13 protein-coding genes, 2 rRNA genes and 2 riboswitches are annotated in these 18,917 nt (G+C 35.0%); of the genes, 1 reads left to right on the top strand and 14 read right to left on the bottom strand.

The window, feature by feature from the left end; genetic code table 11:
* The 3 genes from FNZ64_RS05990 to FNZ64_RS14635 form a co-directional block, all read right to left on the bottom strand.
* Window positions 1–2,907: ribosomal RNA gene (locus FNZ64_RS05990) — 23S ribosomal RNA — on the bottom strand.
* Between the two features lie 242 nt (window positions 2,908–3,149).
* A 16S ribosomal RNA gene (locus tag FNZ64_RS05985) occupies window positions 3,150–4,664 on the bottom strand.
* The 16S and 23S rRNA genes sit together here, the layout of an rRNA operon.
* Window positions 4,665–4,697: 33 nt before the next feature.
* On the bottom strand, window positions 4,698–4,856 hold the full coding sequence (locus tag FNZ64_RS14635) for a hypothetical protein (protein ID WP_185903695.1): 159 nt from the start codon (window positions 4,854–4,856) through the stop codon (window positions 4,698–4,700).
* A gap of 645 nt (window positions 4,857–5,501) precedes the next feature.
* Here FNZ64_RS14635 and FNZ64_RS05980 point away from each other — a divergent pair.
* Window positions 5,502–6,569 (top strand): HD-GYP domain-containing protein, encoded by a 1,068-nt coding sequence (locus FNZ64_RS05980; protein ID WP_142413947.1) that lies wholly within the window; start codon window positions 5,502–5,504, stop codon window positions 6,567–6,569.
* Window positions 6,570–6,854: 285 nt separating this feature from the next.
* Here the strand turns inward: FNZ64_RS05980 and FNZ64_RS05975 are convergent, their stop codons facing one another.
* From FNZ64_RS05975 to FNZ64_RS05920, 11 genes are all read right to left on the bottom strand, one after another.
* The gene (locus tag FNZ64_RS05975) at window positions 6,855–7,796 is read right to left on the bottom strand and encodes a magnesium transporter CorA family protein (protein WP_142413946.1); all 942 of its coding nucleotides are present in this window, start codon (window positions 7,794–7,796) and stop codon (window positions 6,855–6,857) included.
* 231 nt (window positions 7,797–8,027) lie between these two features.
* Entirely contained in the window at window positions 8,028–8,540 is a 513-nt protein-coding gene (locus FNZ64_RS05970) for an NAD(P)-binding protein (RefSeq protein ID WP_185903694.1), read from the bottom strand.
* Window positions 8,541–8,758: 218 nt separating this feature from the next.
* Entirely contained in the window at window positions 8,759–9,583 is an 825-nt protein-coding gene (gene trpA / locus FNZ64_RS05965) for a tryptophan synthase subunit alpha (RefSeq protein ID WP_243129210.1), read from the bottom strand.
* 134 nt (window positions 9,584–9,717) lie between these two features.
* Window positions 9,718–10,884 (bottom strand): tryptophan synthase subunit beta, encoded by a 1,167-nt coding sequence (trpB, locus tag FNZ64_RS05960; RefSeq protein ID WP_142413943.1) that lies wholly within the window; start codon window positions 10,882–10,884, stop codon window positions 9,718–9,720.
* Window positions 10,874–11,491 carry a phosphoribosylanthranilate isomerase gene (locus FNZ64_RS05955; protein WP_142413942.1) on the bottom strand — a complete coding sequence of 206 codons (618 nt, stop codon included), beginning with the start codon at window positions 11,489–11,491 and terminating at the stop codon, window positions 10,874–10,876. The genes trpB and FNZ64_RS05955 overlap by 11 nt, the downstream gene beginning before the upstream one ends.
* A 37-nt stretch (window positions 11,492–11,528) precedes the next feature.
* Window positions 11,529–12,488 (bottom strand): indole-3-glycerol phosphate synthase TrpC, encoded by a 960-nt coding sequence (gene trpC, locus FNZ64_RS05950; RefSeq protein ID WP_142413941.1) that lies wholly within the window; start codon window positions 12,486–12,488, stop codon window positions 11,529–11,531.
* Window positions 12,489–12,681: 193 nt separating this feature from the next.
* Window positions 12,682–13,710 (bottom strand): anthranilate phosphoribosyltransferase, encoded by a 1,029-nt coding sequence (gene trpD, locus FNZ64_RS05945; protein WP_142413940.1) that lies wholly within the window; start codon window positions 13,708–13,710, stop codon window positions 12,682–12,684.
* On the bottom strand, window positions 13,711–14,277 hold the full coding sequence (locus tag FNZ64_RS05940; RefSeq protein WP_142413939.1) for an anthranilate synthase component II: 567 nt from the start codon (window positions 14,275–14,277) through the stop codon (window positions 13,711–13,713).
* A complete protein-coding gene (gene trpE, locus FNZ64_RS05935) occupies window positions 14,278–15,831 on the bottom strand; it encodes an anthranilate synthase component I (protein WP_207705513.1) in 1,554 nt (517 codons plus the stop codon).
* A 645-nt stretch (window positions 15,832–16,476) separates the two neighbouring features.
* Window positions 16,477–17,541, bottom strand: coding sequence for a hypothetical protein (locus tag FNZ64_RS05925; protein WP_185903693.1), 1,065 nt, complete (start codon window positions 17,539–17,541; stop codon window positions 16,477–16,479).
* 211 nt (window positions 17,542–17,752) lie between these two features.
* On the bottom strand, window positions 17,753–18,388 hold the full coding sequence (locus tag FNZ64_RS05920; protein WP_142413937.1) for a hypothetical protein: 636 nt from the start codon (window positions 18,386–18,388) through the stop codon (window positions 17,753–17,755).
* Window positions 18,389–18,602: 214 nt separating this feature from the next.
* Window positions 18,603–18,714, top strand: a riboswitch (SAM riboswitch).
* A 72-nt stretch (window positions 18,715–18,786) separates the two neighbouring features.
* Window positions 18,787–18,897: riboswitch (SAM riboswitch) on the top strand.
* Window positions 18,898–18,917 lie beyond the last annotated feature (20 nt).

Genomic DNA, 18,917 nt, shown 5'->3' with positions numbered 1-18,917 from the left:
TTGGTCAAGTCCTCGACTTATTAGTATGAGTCAGCTACACATGTTACCATGCTTCCACCTCTCACCTATCAACCTTGTGTTCTTCAAGGAGTCTTACTGACTTAAAGTCATGGGAAATCTTATCTTGAGGTAGGCTTCACACTTAGATGCTTTCAGTGTTTATCCTGTCCCGACATAGCTACCCAGCTGTGCCACTGGCGTGACAACTGGTGCACCAGAGGTCAGTCCATCCCGGTCCTCTCGTACTAAGGACAGCTCCTCTCAAATTTCCTGCGCCCGCAGCGGATAGGGACCGAACTGTCTCACGACGTTCTGAACCCAGCTCGCGTGCCGCTTTAATGGGCGAACAGCCCAACCCTTGGAACCGACTTCAGCTCCAGGATGCGACGAGCCGACATCGAGGTGCCAAACCTCCCCGTCGATGTGGACTCTTGGGGGAGATCAGCCTGTTATCCCCGAGGTAGCTTTTATCCGTTAAGCGATGGCCCTCCCACGAGGTACCACCGGATCACTAAGCCCGACTTTCGTCCCTGCTCCACCTGTATGTGTTGCAGTCAGGCTCCCTTCTGCCTTTGCACTCTTCGCGCGATTTCCGACCGCGCTGAGGGAACCTTTGGGCGCCTCCGTTACACTTTCGGAGGCGACCGCCCCAGTCAAACTGCCCACCTAACAATGTCCGACGACCAGTTTCATGGCCCTTCGTTAGAACTCCAGTACTGTCAGGGTGGTATCCCAAGGACGACTCCTTACCCCCTGACGAGGGTATCTCCAAGTCTCCCACCTATCCTGTACAGACAATACCGAAGTTCAATGTTAAGTTGCAGTAAAGCTCTACGGGGTCTTTCCGTCCAACTGCGGGTAGCAAGCATCTTCACTTGCACTACAATTTCACCGGATTTGTTGTTGAGACAGTGCCCAGATCATTACGCCATTCGTGCGGGTCGGAACTTACCCGACAAGGAATTTCGCTACCTTAGGACCGTTATAGTTACGGCCGCCGTTTACTGGGGCTTAAGTTCACTGCTTCGCTTGCGCTAACAGATCCCCTTAACCTTCCAGCACCGGGCAGGCGTCAGCCCCTATACATCAGCTTACGCTTTAGCAGAGACCTGTGTTTTTGTTAAACAGTTGCCTGGGCCTATTCACTGCGGCCTAGCTTTCGCTAGGCACCCCTTCTCCCGAAGTTACGGGGTCAATTTGCCGAGTTCCTTAACAACAATTCTTCCGTCGGCCTTAGGATTCTCTCCTCACCTACCTGTGTCGGTTTGCGGTACGGGCACCAAACTTCTCCATAGAGGCTTTTCTTGGCAGCGTGGAATCAGATACTTCGCGAATAAATTCGCTCCCCATCACACCTCAGCATTAACTAGACGGATTTGCCTATCTAGTCTGCCTAAATGCTTAGACATACAATCCAATAGTATGCACATCTTATCCTTCTGCGTCACCCCATTTGTCAAACGAAGTTTGGCGGTATCGGAATATCAACCGATTGTCCATCGCCTACGCTCTTCAGCCTGGGCTTAGGTCCCGACTAACCCTGAGAGGACGAGCCTTCCTCAGGAAACCTTAGGTATTCGGCCAATAGGATTCTCACCTATTTCTCGCTACTCATGCCAACATTCTCACTTCTGCACTGTCCACCGCTCCTTACGGTACAGCTTCAACCTGTGCAGAAAGCTCCTCTACCATGTACTACGTACATCCATAGCTTCGGTGGTAAGTTTTAGCCCCGAACATTTTCGGCGCGGGATCTCTTGACTAGTGAGCTATTACGCACTCTTTAAATGAGTGGCTGCTTCTAAGCCAACATCCTAGTTGTCTTAGAAATCCCACATCCTTTACCACTTAACTTACACTTTGGGACCTTAGCTGATGGTCTGGGCTCTTTCCCTTTTGACTACGGATCTTATCATTCGCAGTCTGACTGCCAGGATAAAAGTATATGGCATTCGGAGTTTGATAGAGTTCGGTAAGCGGTGAAGCCCCCTAGCTCATTCAGTGCTCTACCTCCATTACTCAATTACCTGACGCTAGCCCTAAAGCTATTTCGAGGAGAACCAGCTATCTCCGAGTTCGATTGGAATTTCTCCGCTATCCACAGCTCATCCCATGGTTTTTCAACACCAACGTGGTTCGGACCTCCACGGAATTTTACTTCCGCTTCATCCTGGCCATGGATAGGTCACCCGGTTTCGGGTCTACGACATGCAACTAAAGCGCCCTATTCAGACTTGGTTTCCCTTCGGCTCCACACCTTAAGTGCTTAACCTTGCTACATATCGTAACTCGTTGGCCCGTTCTACAAAAAGTACGCCGTCACACATATAAAGTGCTCCGACCGATTGTAGGCACACGGTTTCAGGTTCTATTTCACTCCCCTCCCGGGGTTCTTTTCACCTTTCCCTCACGGTACTTCTTCACTATCGGTCACCAGGTAGTATTTAGCCTTGGGAGGTGGTCCTCCCTGCTTCCCACAAGGTTTCACGTGTCTCGTGGTACTCTGGATCAGATCTGTGGTCTTCTTGTTTTGTCTACAGGACTATTACCTTCTGCGGTGAAGCTTTCCAGCTTACTTTGACTACAATAGCCTCCACGTTATGATCTGTCCGCAACCCCAGAAACAAGTTTCTGGTTTGGGCTCTTTCCCGTTCGCTCGCCGCTACTTAGGAAATCGATTTTTCTTTCTCTTCCTCCGGGTACTTAGATGTTTCAGTTCCCCGGGTTTACCTTTCTGAACCTATGTATTCAGTTCAGAATATACACTGTTTAGTGTATGAGTTTCCTCATTCGGAAATCTGTGGATCACAGCCTATGTGCGGCTACCCACAGCTTATCGCAGCTTATCACGTCCTTCATCGGCTCCTGGTGCCAAGGCATTCGCCATGCGCCCTTTCTAACTTGACCTATCATGAGTAACTAAAGTTTACATTTTTCAGTAAAATATAGTTATTATAATTATTATTCATTGTGCAATTTTCAAAGAACAAAGTAGTTAACTTAACATCCTTAGATTATTTTAATCTTTTAGACGTTAGTCTTTTCTCCCTTTGGAGATTCTACTTATTTGAAGGAATTTTGGTCCTTCAAAATTAAACAGAGTAAGTGCTCGCTACGAAAAGATCGTAATCTTTTCGAATTCTCCTTAGAAAGGAGGTGATCCAGCCGCAGGTTCTCCTACGGCTACCTTGTTACGACTTCACCCCAATCATCGATCCCACCTTCGGCCGCTGGCTCCAAAAGGTTACCTCACGGACTTCGGGTGTTACCAACTCTCATGGTGTGACGGGCGGTGTGTACAAGGCCCGGGAACGCATTCACCGCGACATTCTGATTCGCGATTACTAGTAACTCCAGCTTCATGTAGGCGAGTTGCAGCCTACAATCCGAACTGAGATCGGCTTTGTGAGATTTGCTCCACCTCACGATCTTGCATCTCTCTGTACCGACCATTGTAGCACGTGTGTAGCCCTGGACATAAGGGGCATGATGATTTGACGTCATCCCCACCTTCCTCCTGGTTACCCAGGCAGTCTTGCTAGAGTGCTCAACTTAATGGTAGCAACTAACAATAAGGGTTGCGCTCGTTGCGGGACTTAACCCAACATCTCACGACACGAGCTGACGACAACCATGCACCACCTGTCTCCAAGTTCCCCGAAGGGCACTCCCATGTTTCCACGGGATTCTTGGGATGTCAAGCCCAGGTAAGGTTCTTCGCGTTGCTTCGAATTAAACCACATGCTCCGCTACTTGTGCGGGCCCCCGTCAATTCCTTTGAGTTTTAATCTTGCGATCGTACTCCCCAGGCGGGGTACTTAATGTGTTAACTGCGGCACCGAGGTAACGAAACCCCGACACCTAGTACCCATCGTTTACGGCGTGGACTACCAGGGTATCTAATCCTGTTTGCTACCCACGCTTTCATGCCTCAGCGTCAGTTACAGTCCAGAAAGCCGCCTTCGCCACTGGTGTTCTTCCTAATCTCTACGCATTTCACCGCTACACTAGGAATTCCGCTTTCCTCTCCTGCACTCTAGATACCCAGTTTGGAATGCAGCACCGGGGTTAAGCCCCGGGATTTCACATCCCACTTAAGTATCCGCCTACGCATGCTTTACGCCCAGTAAATCCGGACAACGCTTGCCACCTACGTATTACCGCGGCTGCTGGCACGTAGTTAGCCGTGGCTTCCTCCTTAGGTACCGTCATTATCGTCCCTAAAGACAGAGCTTTACAATCCGAAGACCTTCATCACTCACGCGGCGTTGCTGCGTCAGAGTTTCCTCCATTGCGCAATATTCCCCACTGCTGCCTCCCGTAGGAGTCTGGGCCGTGTCTCAGTCCCAATGTGGCCGATCACCCTCTCAGGTCGGCTACGCATCGTCGCCTTGGTGAGCCGTTACCTCACCAACTAGCTAATGCGCCGCGGGTCCATCTCAAAGCGGATTGCTCCTTTAATCTTTCTATCATGCAATAAAAAGATATTATGCGGTATTAATCTTCCTTTCGGAAGGCTATCCCCCTCTTTGAGGCAGGTTACCCACGTGTTACTCACCCGTCCGCCGCTAATCCGTTCCCCGAAGGGAACTTCATCGCTCGACTTGCATGTGTTAAGCACGCCGCCAGCGTTCGTCCTGAGCCAGGATCAAACTCTCAATTTAAGATGATACTAGAAACTTGTTTCGTGTAGCATCTTACTCATCAGCACTAGCTGAGGAGTTTCCTCTTAGCTTATTTACATAAACTATAAAGGTTTTAGCTATACAATTAAGTTTTCTTAATTTAAGTTTATCCACTTGCTCAAGCATTTTACTGACTTGAACTTGTTTCTTTATTTCTTTTCTTTTTCTCAAAAGAATGCGAGTTCTTTTATCTTACTCTGTTTAATTTTCAAAGTTCATTTTTTGTCGCCTCATAACGACATTTATTACTTTATCAAATTCTTGAATATTTGTCAAGATTTTTTTAAAGGTTTTTAAGATTTTTTAAAATCTCAAATCGTCATGTTGATAATGTTTTGTGTCTTAGCGACATGAAAAATAATATCATAGTAAATTACATGGTTTTTCGCTTAAATATGCCCTTATTCTTAATTATACCTTTATTGCTTTACTTTTTTCAAATTTATTAAGTTTTTCACATATAGATACACTTGGATATGTTTATTTCTTCTGTACCTACTCACCATCTACTTATATCTACTATATCATCTATTTTAAAGTTTTATGTTCATAAGCATTCTCGTCCATATATCCTCTATTATCTTTAAATTACTTTTATTTTAACTTTTAACTTTTACTATTAGGTATTATTTTGGTATAATAATACCATAAAATATTATATTTATATGAAAACTAAAAATAAATTAGTATTATTTGCTTAAACAATACAGTACAAGGAAATATTTTTATAGCTTAATATAATATAAAAATCCTTTTATAACTTATAATATAACTATACGACTTAAAAATGATATTAAATTAGGGCTGGGGTGCGCTATGAAACTAGTTTCAGTTAATGATTTAAATGGTACTGAGGTGCTATGGAAAGATATATTAGATTATGAAGGCAAGGTTTTACTAAGTGCTGGGACTGTTTTAAACAAGGCTCATATAGAAAAATTAAAAAATAACGGTATTTATGCTATTAAAGTAGAGGATGATTATGAATTTAATTTGAAATGGAAATTTAAAGATGAATATATGAACACCTTAAAAACTTCTGTTATTAAGAATATGCCTATACTTTTTGATAACTTAGTAGATGGTGATTATGACAATTCTTATAAGTATATTGAAGATGTATATTCTATAGTTGACCATATAATCCATCAAGGTTCCATAACCACCAACCTTTTTCAAATTAAATCTTATGACGAATATACCTATGTCCATTGTGTTGATACTTGCATAATGGCTACTTTTTTAGGCTACAGTATGAATATTAATAAAGCTAATCTAAGAAACTTAGCAGTTGCAGCTCTCTTACATGATATAGGAAAAACTAAAATTCCAACTTCTATAATTAATAAAAAGAGTAAGCTTAGTAATAATGAATTTGAAATTATTAAAAAACATCCTATGTATGGAAAACAGATATTACAGAGCATGAAAAAAATACACCCTGATATTATAAGTGGTGTAGCAGAACATCATGAAAGATTTGATGGTAAAGGATATCCTTTTGGAATTAAGGGATATAATATATGTAAATTTGCACGTATAATTAGCATCTGTGATGTCTTTACTGCTGTAAGTGCTAATAGATCTTATAGAGAAAGATTCAGTCCTACAGATGCTTATGAACTTATTTTGTCTTGTTCTGGAACAGCCTTTGATCCAACCTTAGTAGAGCATTTTAGAAAAACTTTTTTTGTATATCCTCTTGGTTGCAGGTTAAAATTATCTAATGGATTGGAAGGAATTGTAATTGAACAAAATAAATTCTTCCCAGATAGACCTATAGTAAGGATAATAAGTCCTGATTCCACTGTTCAGTCTAATCCTTTTGACATGGATCTATTAAAAGAAACTACTCTTACTGTAGTACAAGTCTTTGATGACTGAGGGTTTGCAGCTTCTTTACTATCATCATATTAAGGGTTGGATTGACAGCCCTTAATATGATGGAATTCCTTGGTGCTAGTCAGTGGTACACTTCTGGTAAAATCCAAAACTCTATTTATAATAAAATAGTAAACTTATCTGGCTCTTTCCCATGTTAGTTGAAACGTTCAATTTTATACTTACTAAAAAGTAGATAGATTGCATCAAAATATATTCTACAATATATAATTTCAACAAAGTATGGAAAGAACCACATATCCCTTAAAATAACCTCTTTTTAATATATTAAAACATATCTTTTTTACTTAATATAAATGTGACTACTCCACAAGCTGATAGAACTAAGCACAGTATTACAATAAAGCCATAGGGACTATTAGAAAGTGGTATTCCATTTAAATTCATGCCAAAAAAACCTGAAAAAATATTAGGTATGGCCATTACTATGGTAATTGAAGCTAAGAACTTCATCACTATGTTTAAATTATTGGAAATAATAGATGCAAAAGCATCCATAGTTCCACTTAGTATGTTGCTATATATGTTTGCCATCTCTATTGCTTGTTTGTTCTCAATAATTACATCTTCTAGAATATCCTCATCTGCTTCATATTTAACAAAAGCGTCCACCTTAAGCATCTTTTCTAGGGTAATTTCATTAGATCTTAAGGAGGTAGAAAAGTACACTAGAGATTTTTCTAAATAGAGTAATTGTATAAGCTCTCTGTTTTTCATAGATTTATGCAGTCTATTCTCTATAACCACACTTTTCTTATCTATTTGTCTTAAATAAATTAAATAATAGGTTGCAATTCTATACAATATTTGCAATATAAATCTTGAACGCTTAAAGGTATAAAAGGACTTTACTCTTCCCTTAATGAAATCTTCTAATATCCTACTTTCTTTTAAACATACGGTTACTATAATATTCCCATTGTTTATAATTCCAACGGGGTATGTTTCATATAATATGTCACCCTCTTCTGTGCTTTCAAAAGGCATATCTAATATAACAAGCATGTTTCCATCCTCTGATTCAATCCTAGATGTTTCTTCTTCATCTAAGGCTGCTTTCAACATATCCATTGGAATATTAGCTTTATTAGAAACTAAGGAAAGCTCTTCAGCTGTTGGTGATACTATATTTACCCAAGCTCCTTGTTCTAAGTCTTCTATTTCTACTACCTTATTTTCAGTTTCTGTGTTCTTATATATTTTTATCATATGTATCTCAAGTTGCCAAAAACTTATAAATTTATTTCTCTTTTTAGCATATTTCATTTTGCTATATATAAGTTTTCAACAGATTCCTCCCTTATATATTTAATATTTTAAAATTTATATAACCCTTATTGTTTCCTTGATTATATAATCTCTTCCTTGCTCATATAAATGATTCATGGTTTTTGTTTATATATTGATTTCTAAAAGCAATACTTTTACCCATTGATATCACTATATTATATTTCTATAAAAATACTTCAAAGCGTTATCCACAGACTTATCAAGACTATAGTATACTTTCCCGAATTTATAATATGAATAATGCTCTGGTTCATCACAGAATATTAATTCTTTGTATTTAATATGATCTAAAAACTTAAAGTTATCCACATTTAATATGAATTTACTCTTAGTTCCTAACATGTTTTTAAACATATGTGTATAACCTAGGGAAGGAACCCCTACATATTTAAAAATATTATTACATATGGTTAGGTTTCTCCACTTTGTAAAGTTCCCAAGATATCTCCATACATGTTCTTCGTTGGTTAAAAATATTCGATTTTCTTTTATTATTTCCTTATTTATATTATTTAAACCTAGGTTACCATAATCTTTTATGTCTCCCCCTATAGTGTTAGATTCCTCTAAGATTAATACTGAATTATCTGTTTCTGTAGTTATTCTCTCTGCAAGGGTAAGCCCATACAGGTCAGCCCCTATAATAACATAGTCAAAATACAAATTTTGTCCCCCTATAAAATTGCTAATACTATATTATATATAGGCACTGCATTAAATATTATTTTAATTATCTTGGCAACTAATACCTGCACTCTAGTTTTATTTCAACTTCTCTATTACTCTTTACAATGATATATGAGATCTTGTGTTACTCTTATAACTTAAAATATTGCAAATATTACAGAGGTAAAAGTACATTTGCTCTTATATTGCAAGTATTACATAAGTTCTTCCTTTATCTCTTTTATAAATTTAACTATTTCTTCTATTATGGTTTCCTTTCTATTTTTATTCCCCTCTATTAATGCAAGCTTTTTTACTATGGCACTTCCTATTATTACCCCATCACAATAAGGCTTTATTTTTCTTACCATATCAACATTTGAAATGCCGAATCCTAAAAGAGCTGGAACCTCTGTATAGGATTTCACAAGGTTCATATAGCTTTCTATATCTGTGTTTATATCTTCTCGAACACCTGTAACCCCATTTACAGAAACACAGTATACAAAGCCATTTCCATTTTTAGTTATAGTCTTAATTCTTTCCTTTGAGGTTGGTGCCACTAGGGGGATTAAGTACACTCCTTCATTTATAGCTTCTCTTATAACCTCTTCTCTCTCTTCTATTGGAATATCAGGAATTACAATACCGTCTACCCCTACTTTCTTGCACTCTATAAAAAACTTTCTCATACCATATTTAAAGAGACAATTGTAATACATTAAAAATACTATAGGTATATTACTTTCTTTTCTTAATCTCTTTACCATGTTCATCACTTTAGGTATATTAGTACCTGATTTTAATGCCCTTTCAGATGCTGCTTGAATTACTTCTCCATCTGCTAAGGGATCTGAATAAGGAATACCTATTTCTACAATGTCTACTCCTGCCCTCTCCATGGAAAGTATAATTTCAAAGCTTGTTTCTAAATCTGGATCTCCTGCAGTTATAAAAGTGACTAAGGCTTTCTCTCCTCTTTTTTCTAACTCTTGAAATTTAAAATCTATTTTGTTAGCTAATTTATTGCTTATTTTCATAATCATCCTCGCTTTTATTGTTTATAAAAATTTTATTTGGTTTTTGGTTTTTGGTTTTTGGTTCTTGGTTCTTGGTTTTGATTTAGATTTTATTTATGGTTTTTAATTTCTGGTTCTTGGTTTTATCTTAGATTTTATTTAAAATAATCATTAATAGTTAACATATCCTTGTCCCCTCTACCTGATAAATTAACCACTATATTTTTTTCATTATCTAGTTTTGGTGCTAATTTAGTTACATAAGCTACTGCATGTGCACTTTCAATGGCTGGTATTATTCCTTCAAGTTTACTTAAAAGCTTTAAGGCTTCCATGGCTTCATCATCATTTATGACTTCATACTTTGCTCTTTTTATATCATTTAAATAAGAATGTTCAGGTCCTATACCAGGATAGTCTAAACCTGCTGATATGGAATAAGCCTCCTGTATTTGCCCTTCCTCGTTTTGCAGCACATAAGTCATCATCCCATGAAGTACTCCTAGAGTTCCTCCCTTTATACTAGCTGCATGTTTTCCTGTTTCTATACCCATGCCCCCTGCTTCTACTCCTATTAAATTAACCTCCTCATCTTCTATAAAAGGATAGAAAATTCCCATGGCATTACTTCCCCCACCTACACAGGCTACTATGTAGTCAGGTAATCTCCCCTCTTTTTCTCTAATTTGCTTCTTAACTTCTTCCCCAATAACCTTTTGAAAATCACGAACCATAGTTGGATATGGATGTGGTCCAACCACTGAACCTATAACATAAAAAGTATCTTTAACATTTGATACCCAATATCTTAGGGCCTCGTTTACAGCATCTTTTAAAGTTTTAGAACCAGATCTTACACTATGAACCTTAGCTCCTAAAAGCTCCATTTTAAATACATTTAAGCTTTGCCTTTTAATATCTTCTTCTCCCATAAAGACTTCACATTCCATACCAAACATTGCAGCTACAGTGGCTGTTGCAACCCCATGTTGCCCTGCACCAGTTTCTGCAACTATTTTGTTTTTTCCCATTTTCTTAGCTAAGAGAACTTGTCCTATAGCATTGTTTATTTTGTGTGCCCCTGTATGATTTAAATCCTCTCTTTTTAGATATATCTTAGCTCCTCCTAAGCTCTCAGTTAAATTCTTAGCATAATATAGAGGATTTTCACGGCCTACATATTCTTTTAAATAATAGTTATATTCTTTTAAAAATTCCTCCTCTTCCATTGCCTTATAAAATTCCTCTTCTAATTCCAATAAGGCATTCATTAAAGTTTCTCCTACATATTGACCACCAAATTTGCCAAATCTACTTTTCATTATTCTCCCTCACTCTTTCTATAAATTTTTTCATCTTATTAAAATCCTTAAATCCATTAGTTTCTATAGAACTAGATACATCTACAACATATGGTTTAAACTTCTCTATTCCCTCTAATACATTTTCACTGTTTAATCCTCCAGCTAAAATAAGCTTAATATCAGAAGGTAGGATTTTAGAAGTCTCCCAAGAAAATCTTTTTCCTGTTCCCCCACTCTCTCCTTCTACAAAGGCATCTAATAAAACCCCATAATTTTTATACATATCTATAAGTTTAAAATCCTGCCCTCCTTTTACCCTAATGCCCTTCCAGATCTCAAAATCATGGAATTCTTTTAAATAATTTAGGTCCTCCATGCCATGAAATTGAAGTACATGAAGTTCTAATTTATTTGCAATCTCCATAACCCTTAAGGGGGATTCATCCACAAAAACACCAACTTTTTTAATATCCTTATTTAGAGACTTTATAAGTTCCCTTCCCTTGTTTAGACTTATTTCTCTCTTACCTTCTGCAAAAACAAATCCCACATAATCAGGCTTTAAAATATTTACATACTCTATATCTTCTATTCTTTTAATGCCGCAAAACTTAACTTTACTCAATATGATTCACCCTTTTAAATTTCTTTAAATTAAAGACCTAAATCTCTCTAAACATATCCATTATTTTTTCCTTATGACCAATTTCCCTCATAAAACTTTCCCCAATTAAAGCTCCCTTAACCCCTAAAGATTTTAAATATTTTATATGCTCCTTAGTTTTAATACCACTTTCAGATATTACAATTTTGCCCTTCTCCATAGCCTTCATTAGCCTTTCTGTAGTTCCTAAATCCACAGTGAAATCCTTTAAATTTCTATTATTAATGCCTATAATCTCTGCACCACATTCCTGTGCAATATTTAATTCTTCTTCATTGTGAACCTCAACTAGAGTATCTAGTCCTAAGGTTTTAGCAAGGTTATAAAATTTCGGAAGTTCCTTTCCTAAAACTGCACAAATTAACAACACCGCATTAGCCCCTATATATTTACTTTCATAAAGTTCATAGGTATCTACTATAAAATCCTTCCTTAATATAGGCTTAGTGGTAACTTCTTTAACCTTATTTATATAGTCCTCATGCCCCATAAAGAATTTTTTCTCAGTTAGAACAGAAATAGCAGCTATGGGAAGAGTTTCATAAAGTTTTGCAATTTCTACCGGATTAAAATCCTCTGCTATTATGCCCTTAGAAGGGGATGCTTTTTTAATTTCTGCAATGATACTAAACTCCCTCTCCTTTAAAGATTTTTTAAAATTTCTCTCTATGGATAAATTCTTTTTACCTAATACTTCTCCACAACCTGCAAAACTTTTTTCAATTCTTCTTTCATAATGTGAATTCTTTTTATCTAATAGTTGTCCACAATTCCTTTGTATGTGAAGCTCCTCTTTGTGTAAAACCTGTGGAGAATGTTCTTTATAAGATAATTCCTTATGAAATTTAAATTTATCATCTTCTTTTTCTATTAAAGTTCTTATTTCTTTTTCACTTAATATAAGTTTCTTCTCCTGAACTTCTCTTTTTTTACTCTCTACTATTTTGTCCAAAATCATATACATACCCCCTACTCTTAAGATTTCTCCTCACATCCTATCAGTGATGCAGTGACTCTCATATGAACACTTGCCCTAACATAGCATAAGTTTTAATTTACTTCTAAACTTCTTATCCTATATTCATCTATAAATTTAGCTCTGTTAGCAATTTCATTGATATAATGGTTACGTAATCACCTATGAACAAGTCCTAGAAGTTCATTATTATTGTCTCTCTATGATAAGAGATTAAATCTTGCAATTTTTTATAGGCTTTTCCCGAATCAATAAGTTCTTCTGCATATTTTATGCCCTCTTCAATGCTTTCTGTAATCTTACCAACATATAGAGCTGCACCTGTATTTAAAAGGACTATATCCCGTTTTGCCCCTTTTTCCCCTTTTAAAATGTCCAAGATAATTTTGCTATTTTCCTCTGAATCCCCCCCTGCTACCTCTTCTATAGGAGCCCTTTTTATTCCATAATCCTCTGGCTTAATAAGATAAGTTCTCAAAGTTCCATCCTTAACCTCTGTAACCTTAGTAGTTGTAGTAATTGTAATTTCATCTAGACCATCTTCCCCGTGGACCACTAGAGCCCTTTCACGATTTAATTTTAAAAGCACTTCTCCTAGAGTATCTGTTAGCTTACCATCATAAACTCCAAGAACTTGTCCTTTTATATTGGCTGGATTTATAAGTGGACCTAAAAGATTAAATACAGTTCTAACTCCTAATTCCTGTCTAATAGGCGCTACATTTTTCATGGCACTATGGTATTTAGGTGCAAAGAGAAAAGTCATCCCATTTTTGTATAGACATTCTTTTGACCTCTCTTCTTCCATTTCTATATTAAAACCTAGGGATTTCAATACATCAGCACTACCACTTTTGCTAGAAACCGCTCTATTACCGTGCTTCACCACCATGGCTCCTGAGGCTGAAACTATAATTGCAACAGCTGTTGAAATATTAAAGGTTTTTCCCCCATCACCTCCCGTGCCACAGGTATCTATGGTGTATTTATTATCTATTGGAAACTCTTTTGCAAAACTCTTTATAGCTTCTGTAAATCCTGTTATCTCTTCTATGGTCTCCCCCTTCATTCTAAGAGAAGTTAAAAAGGAACTTATTTGAGGTGGCGAGAGTTCACCTGCCATAATCTCCTGCATAATCCCCCTTGCCCCTGCCGTACTTAAATTTTCTCTATTTAAAACTCCCTCAAGTATATTTTTAAACATTTAAATCACCTCTATAAAGTTTTTTAGTATAGCTTTTCCACTAGAAGTTAATATAGATTCTGGATGAAACTGAACTCCATATATTTTATAATCCTTGTGTTTTAAACCCATTACAACTCCATCCAAGGTTTCTGCTGTAATTTCTAAACTTTTAGGTATGCTATCCCTTTTTAAAATTAAAGAATGATATCTCATCACTTCAATATTATCTTCCAAGTTTTTAAATAAATCCTTTGAACTATGCTTTATTGTACAAGTTTCACCATGGTATATTTTATCCGCTCTTATAACTTGTCCCCCAAAATATTCTCCTATTAATTGATGTCCAATACATATACCCAAAATTGGCACTACACCTTTAAATTTATCTAAAACCTCTCTGCATATTCCTGTATCACTAGGGGTCCCTGGTCCTGGTGAAAACACTATGGCAGAAGGATTTAAATTTCTTATTTCTTCTAAACTAAGTTCATCATTTCTAATAACTTTTATATTGGTATATAGTTCTCCTAAATATTGGTATATATTGTAGGTAAAAGAATCATAATTATCTATAATTAAAATCACTTAAATCACCTCCATAACAGCTTTAGCTTTATTTAAAGTTTCCATATATTCAAGTTCTGGATTTGAATCCTTTACTATTCCCCCACCAGCTTGTATATAAACCTTACCTTCCTTGTAGAGCATAGTTCTAATTGCAATTGCCATGTCCATATTTCCATTGAATCCAATATAGCCTACAGACCCTGCATAAAATTCTCTTTTTACATTTTCAAGCTCTGCTATAATCTCCATGGCCCTAACCTTTGGTGCTCCTGAAACCGTTCCTGCTGGAAAACAAGCCTTTAGAGCATCTATAAAATTAACCCCCTCCTTAAGCTTTCCTGAAACTTCAGAGACCATATGCATAACATGAGAATATCTCTCCACTTCCATAAACCTATCTATTTTAACAGAGCCAAACTCACTAATTTTACCCACGTCATTTCTACCGAGATCCACTAACATCACATGTTCTGACTTTTCCTTTGGATCTTTTAATAAGGATTCTTCAAGAGCTTTGTCTTCTATTTCATCCTTTCCCCTTTTTCTAGTTCCAGCTATAGGATTAGTAATTATCTTATCTTTTAAAGTGCTTACAAGACTTTCAGGAGAAGCACCAATTAACTTAAAATCATTAAAATCTATATAAAACATATAAGGAGAAGGATTTTTAATCCTAAGTCTTCTGTAAATTTCAAAAGGCTTTGACTTTGTTTCAGTAGAGAACCTTTGAGATAAAACTACTTGAAATACATCACCCGCTTTTACATATTCCTTTGCTTTTTCAACTAAATTGTAGTATTCCTCCTTATCATAATTACTTTTAAAATTAGCTATTGAACTTATAGGTTGTGCATTACAAATTGATACATCCATAGCATAATTATTTTTAGCTTCTTCTTTATAATTCCTAGTTAAATTTTCATATAGCTCATTAAGATAAATCTCTATATCTCTAAGCTCCTTTTTCTCATCTGGATTCACATTGTAAATTAAGCTTAAAGATTTTTCCCTATGGTCATATACCAAAATAACCTTATAAAACATTAGAAAACTTTCAGGAATATCTATTTCCTTAGGATTTTTGTTTTTTATATTCTCAATTTTTTCTATAAAGTCATACGCCATATACCCTACAGCCCCACCTGTAAAAGGAATACTGCAATTTAAATCACTATAAGGAGTAAAGCTATGTTTCCCTATGTTGTGACCGGTAAAAGGAATACTAAAATTTAAGTCCCTATAGGGAATCCCTATATACTCCTTTAGAGCCTCAAATATATTTCCCTTATACTGTTCTTCTTTAGGTTCTTCACTTAAATCCTCTACAACTCTAACCCTGTGTTCTCTTAAAATTAAAGCCCTATAAGGATTGACACCCATATAAGAATATCTAGTTTTCTTTCCTCCAAATCCTCTACTCTCCAAAATAAACTTATATTTTCCTTTTAAGCTATTAAAAAGATTTATAGGCTCCAAATCTTCCCCCCTAAATTTCATACTTATAGGAAAACTATATCCCTTATTTTTTAAAGAATTAATTTGCTCTTCAGTTATATTTGTAATATTCTCCATATAATCCCCTCCACTATATATTGGCTAAAACAAAAAGAGCCACTTCATCCTCTCTTATGGGACGAAGTGACTCGTGGTGCCACCCATGTTTAAACTGTAATTAGGTTTATAGCCAATATATAAGCTTTGCACATTCAAATTTTGCAAAAAATAAAAGACATCTCACCCCTTAGGACGAAATGTCATATATTCGCTATGCCACCTAAACATAATTTCTCTTATACAGGTACGGAGCTTAATTGTAAAGCATTAATTATCTTGCTCAATTACAGAAATCCTAACTATAAAGGATTAATTTTCTTGCTCGATACCCTGTCATTTTAACGGTAGACCCCCGTGATATGCTACTACATAAAGGTTCGCACTCCATCTCACAGACCCATTCACCATAGACTACAGTACTCGGCTCACACTACCCCAAGCTCGCTGGAACTAAACTTCCAAGGCTACTCCTTCTGCTCTTAGATTTTAATCTCAAGATATTTAATTTAATCTTATGAATTTTATTATAATTTAAACTCTTTACTTTGTAAATACATTTTGAATAAATTTTACCTGTTTTTTTATTTACATTTTATTTTTACTTTCTTCTTCACTTAAGCTTTTAATATATTTTATTCACATAAATTTTTACTGTGTCTTTATTTATTTTGCATTTTCTACTATCTTAAAATAAGTATCATTTAGTAACTTTAATTCTTCTCTTACATTATTTTCTTCTTGTAACATTCTACTTACATATGTTTGAATATTAGTTGATAGATTTCTTCCATTAAACATAGGTCTATCCACATCCTTATTTAAATAGGATTTAATGAAAAAGTCTTCTAAAAATAAATCCTCCATTTTAGATAGAGAACCTATATTTATTGGGTCATTTTTAAAACCTCTAAGTTCATTTATATCTAATATTCTTCTTTTAAACTTACTCATATGTTCCCTAGTGTGATAAGCAAGAGCTTTAACCTTCTCTATATCCTTCTCTTTTAACTCTCCACTTTTTATAATATTACTAAAAAAACCTATGTTATTTGAATTATTTAATATATTCATAAGTTTTTCTACATATTGTAGAACTTCATTTCCGGCCTCTATAGCCTCTTCAAAATCTTCAATCTCATCTTCCCTATCAGCAATAACCTCGCTAAGCTCTATTAATCTTAAATTTTCCTCTTGTATATCTCTATCTACTCCTGAATTTTCTTTTATAAGCTGTTCCTTTTTATCTAACAATTCTCTATAAGATTTATCAACATCAGAATACTCCTTAAGTTTCTCTTCAAACTGACTTTTTTGTTCCATTAGACTATGAATTATAAGTTTACATTCATCATATTTTAACCTAGCTACTAGATAATCATTTTTTTCCTTTGCCATTCTGCTCTTTTTAGACCCCATTATAGATAAAATCAAATTTGAAACACTTAGTTCTTCTAATTTATCCACATCATATTTTTCTTCATCTAATAGCTCTTCTAACATATAAAATCTTTGTTTTTCCTTTTCTATCTCAATATTAATTTTTTCAACTCTTTTATTTAACTTATCCCTTTGCCTTATGCTTTTCTTAAGCCCCATAATTTTCTTGTTCAATTCCTTAAACATATAATCACCCCACCATGCATTTATATAAGTTCTTCCTAAGTTGTGACAAGCAGTAGCCAACCTTATATAAAGTGTATCACAAGAAAATATTACTGTTAAATTCACTATTGACAGGTTAATAGAACTTATTTTGTTACTCCTTTCATTTCGTAACTGGTGCTTTATTATGATTACCCTATAGAAAATTTATATGATTAAACTTATAAAAATTTATAGTTACTGATATGTCTATAAACTTAAGTTACATAGAAATGGGTAGTTATTTTTATTTTATAAAGAAGTTTAACTAAAACAAGTGCCTAGCCAGGCACTTGTTTTAGTTATTGATTAAAAAAATTATATCCATTTCTAAACAATATTTATATATTTTTTCAACAACAGATATCCAATTATTATTATTTATATTATTTATGTTATCCATATTAGAATCATCATAACTTTCTAAAATTATTTTTTTAAATGATTGTGTTGTTTTATACACAATGGATAGCTTATCTAAATCTTCCTTATTTAATTTTGTTTCTTTAGGGTCAGAGGTTGTTGGGCTTATACCATAACTTGAAAAATTTAATTTAAATTTTAGTCTATATAAATAAGCCTCTATATCCAGTTTTGTAATAGTTGCTTCTGATAAATATACACTATTGTAATATATTTTTGGTATGCATTGAGACATAAGACTTTCTACTTTTTTAAGATTTTCATAAAATGTTTCGTATGAGTGATATATAGAATGATATTGGCTTTCATTTATTTTTTTATTAGACAGCACATTTTGCAATTCTTTTTCTACAGTACCCATATTTAATGCACTTGAAATTAAAAAGTAATTTAATTGTTGATTAATATATTTTTTATACCTATAAAGTAAACATGTATTAATTATAAAAAAGATAATTATTAATAGAAGAATGCTTATAATTATTTTGTATTTTTTATTTAATTTGATCATAACCCCCTCCTTTTATAATCTTCTTAAAAATCATCTAAAAAGAATATTATATGGCATAAATTCTATATAATTAAAATTTGTTTTATATTATCATTATTTATGTTTAGTTTCAATAATATGGTTAAAAGTTTAATATCACATAACTTAAAGAATTTTTTTCTTGACAAAGTAAATTTCCTATAATATAATTCTAACAACAAATAACTTAATAACTCACTTATCAAGAGAGGCGGAGGGACTGGCCCTATGAAACCCAGCAACCAGTATAACTTTATGTGTTATACAGAGGTGCTAATTCCAGCAGCATTATTGCTGACAGATGAGGATTTTAAAGCTTATTCTAGCCTAAGGAAATCCTTGGGCTATTTTTATTTTTATAATTAAATATTGTTTTTATATTCTTATCAAGAGAGGCGGAGGGACTGGCCCTATGAAGCCCGGCAACCAGTATAACTTCATTTGTTATACCAGGTGCTAATTCCAACAGCATTATTGCTGAAAGATGAGAACAACTTCAGTTTATTTTAAA

It is taken from the genome of Hathewaya massiliensis, assembly GCF_902143515.1.
In the GTDB taxonomy this organism is placed as follows: Bacteria; Bacillota; Clostridia; order Clostridiales; family Clostridiaceae; genus Hathewaya; species Hathewaya massiliensis.
This window is presented reverse-complemented; position numbering and strand designations above follow the sequence as displayed.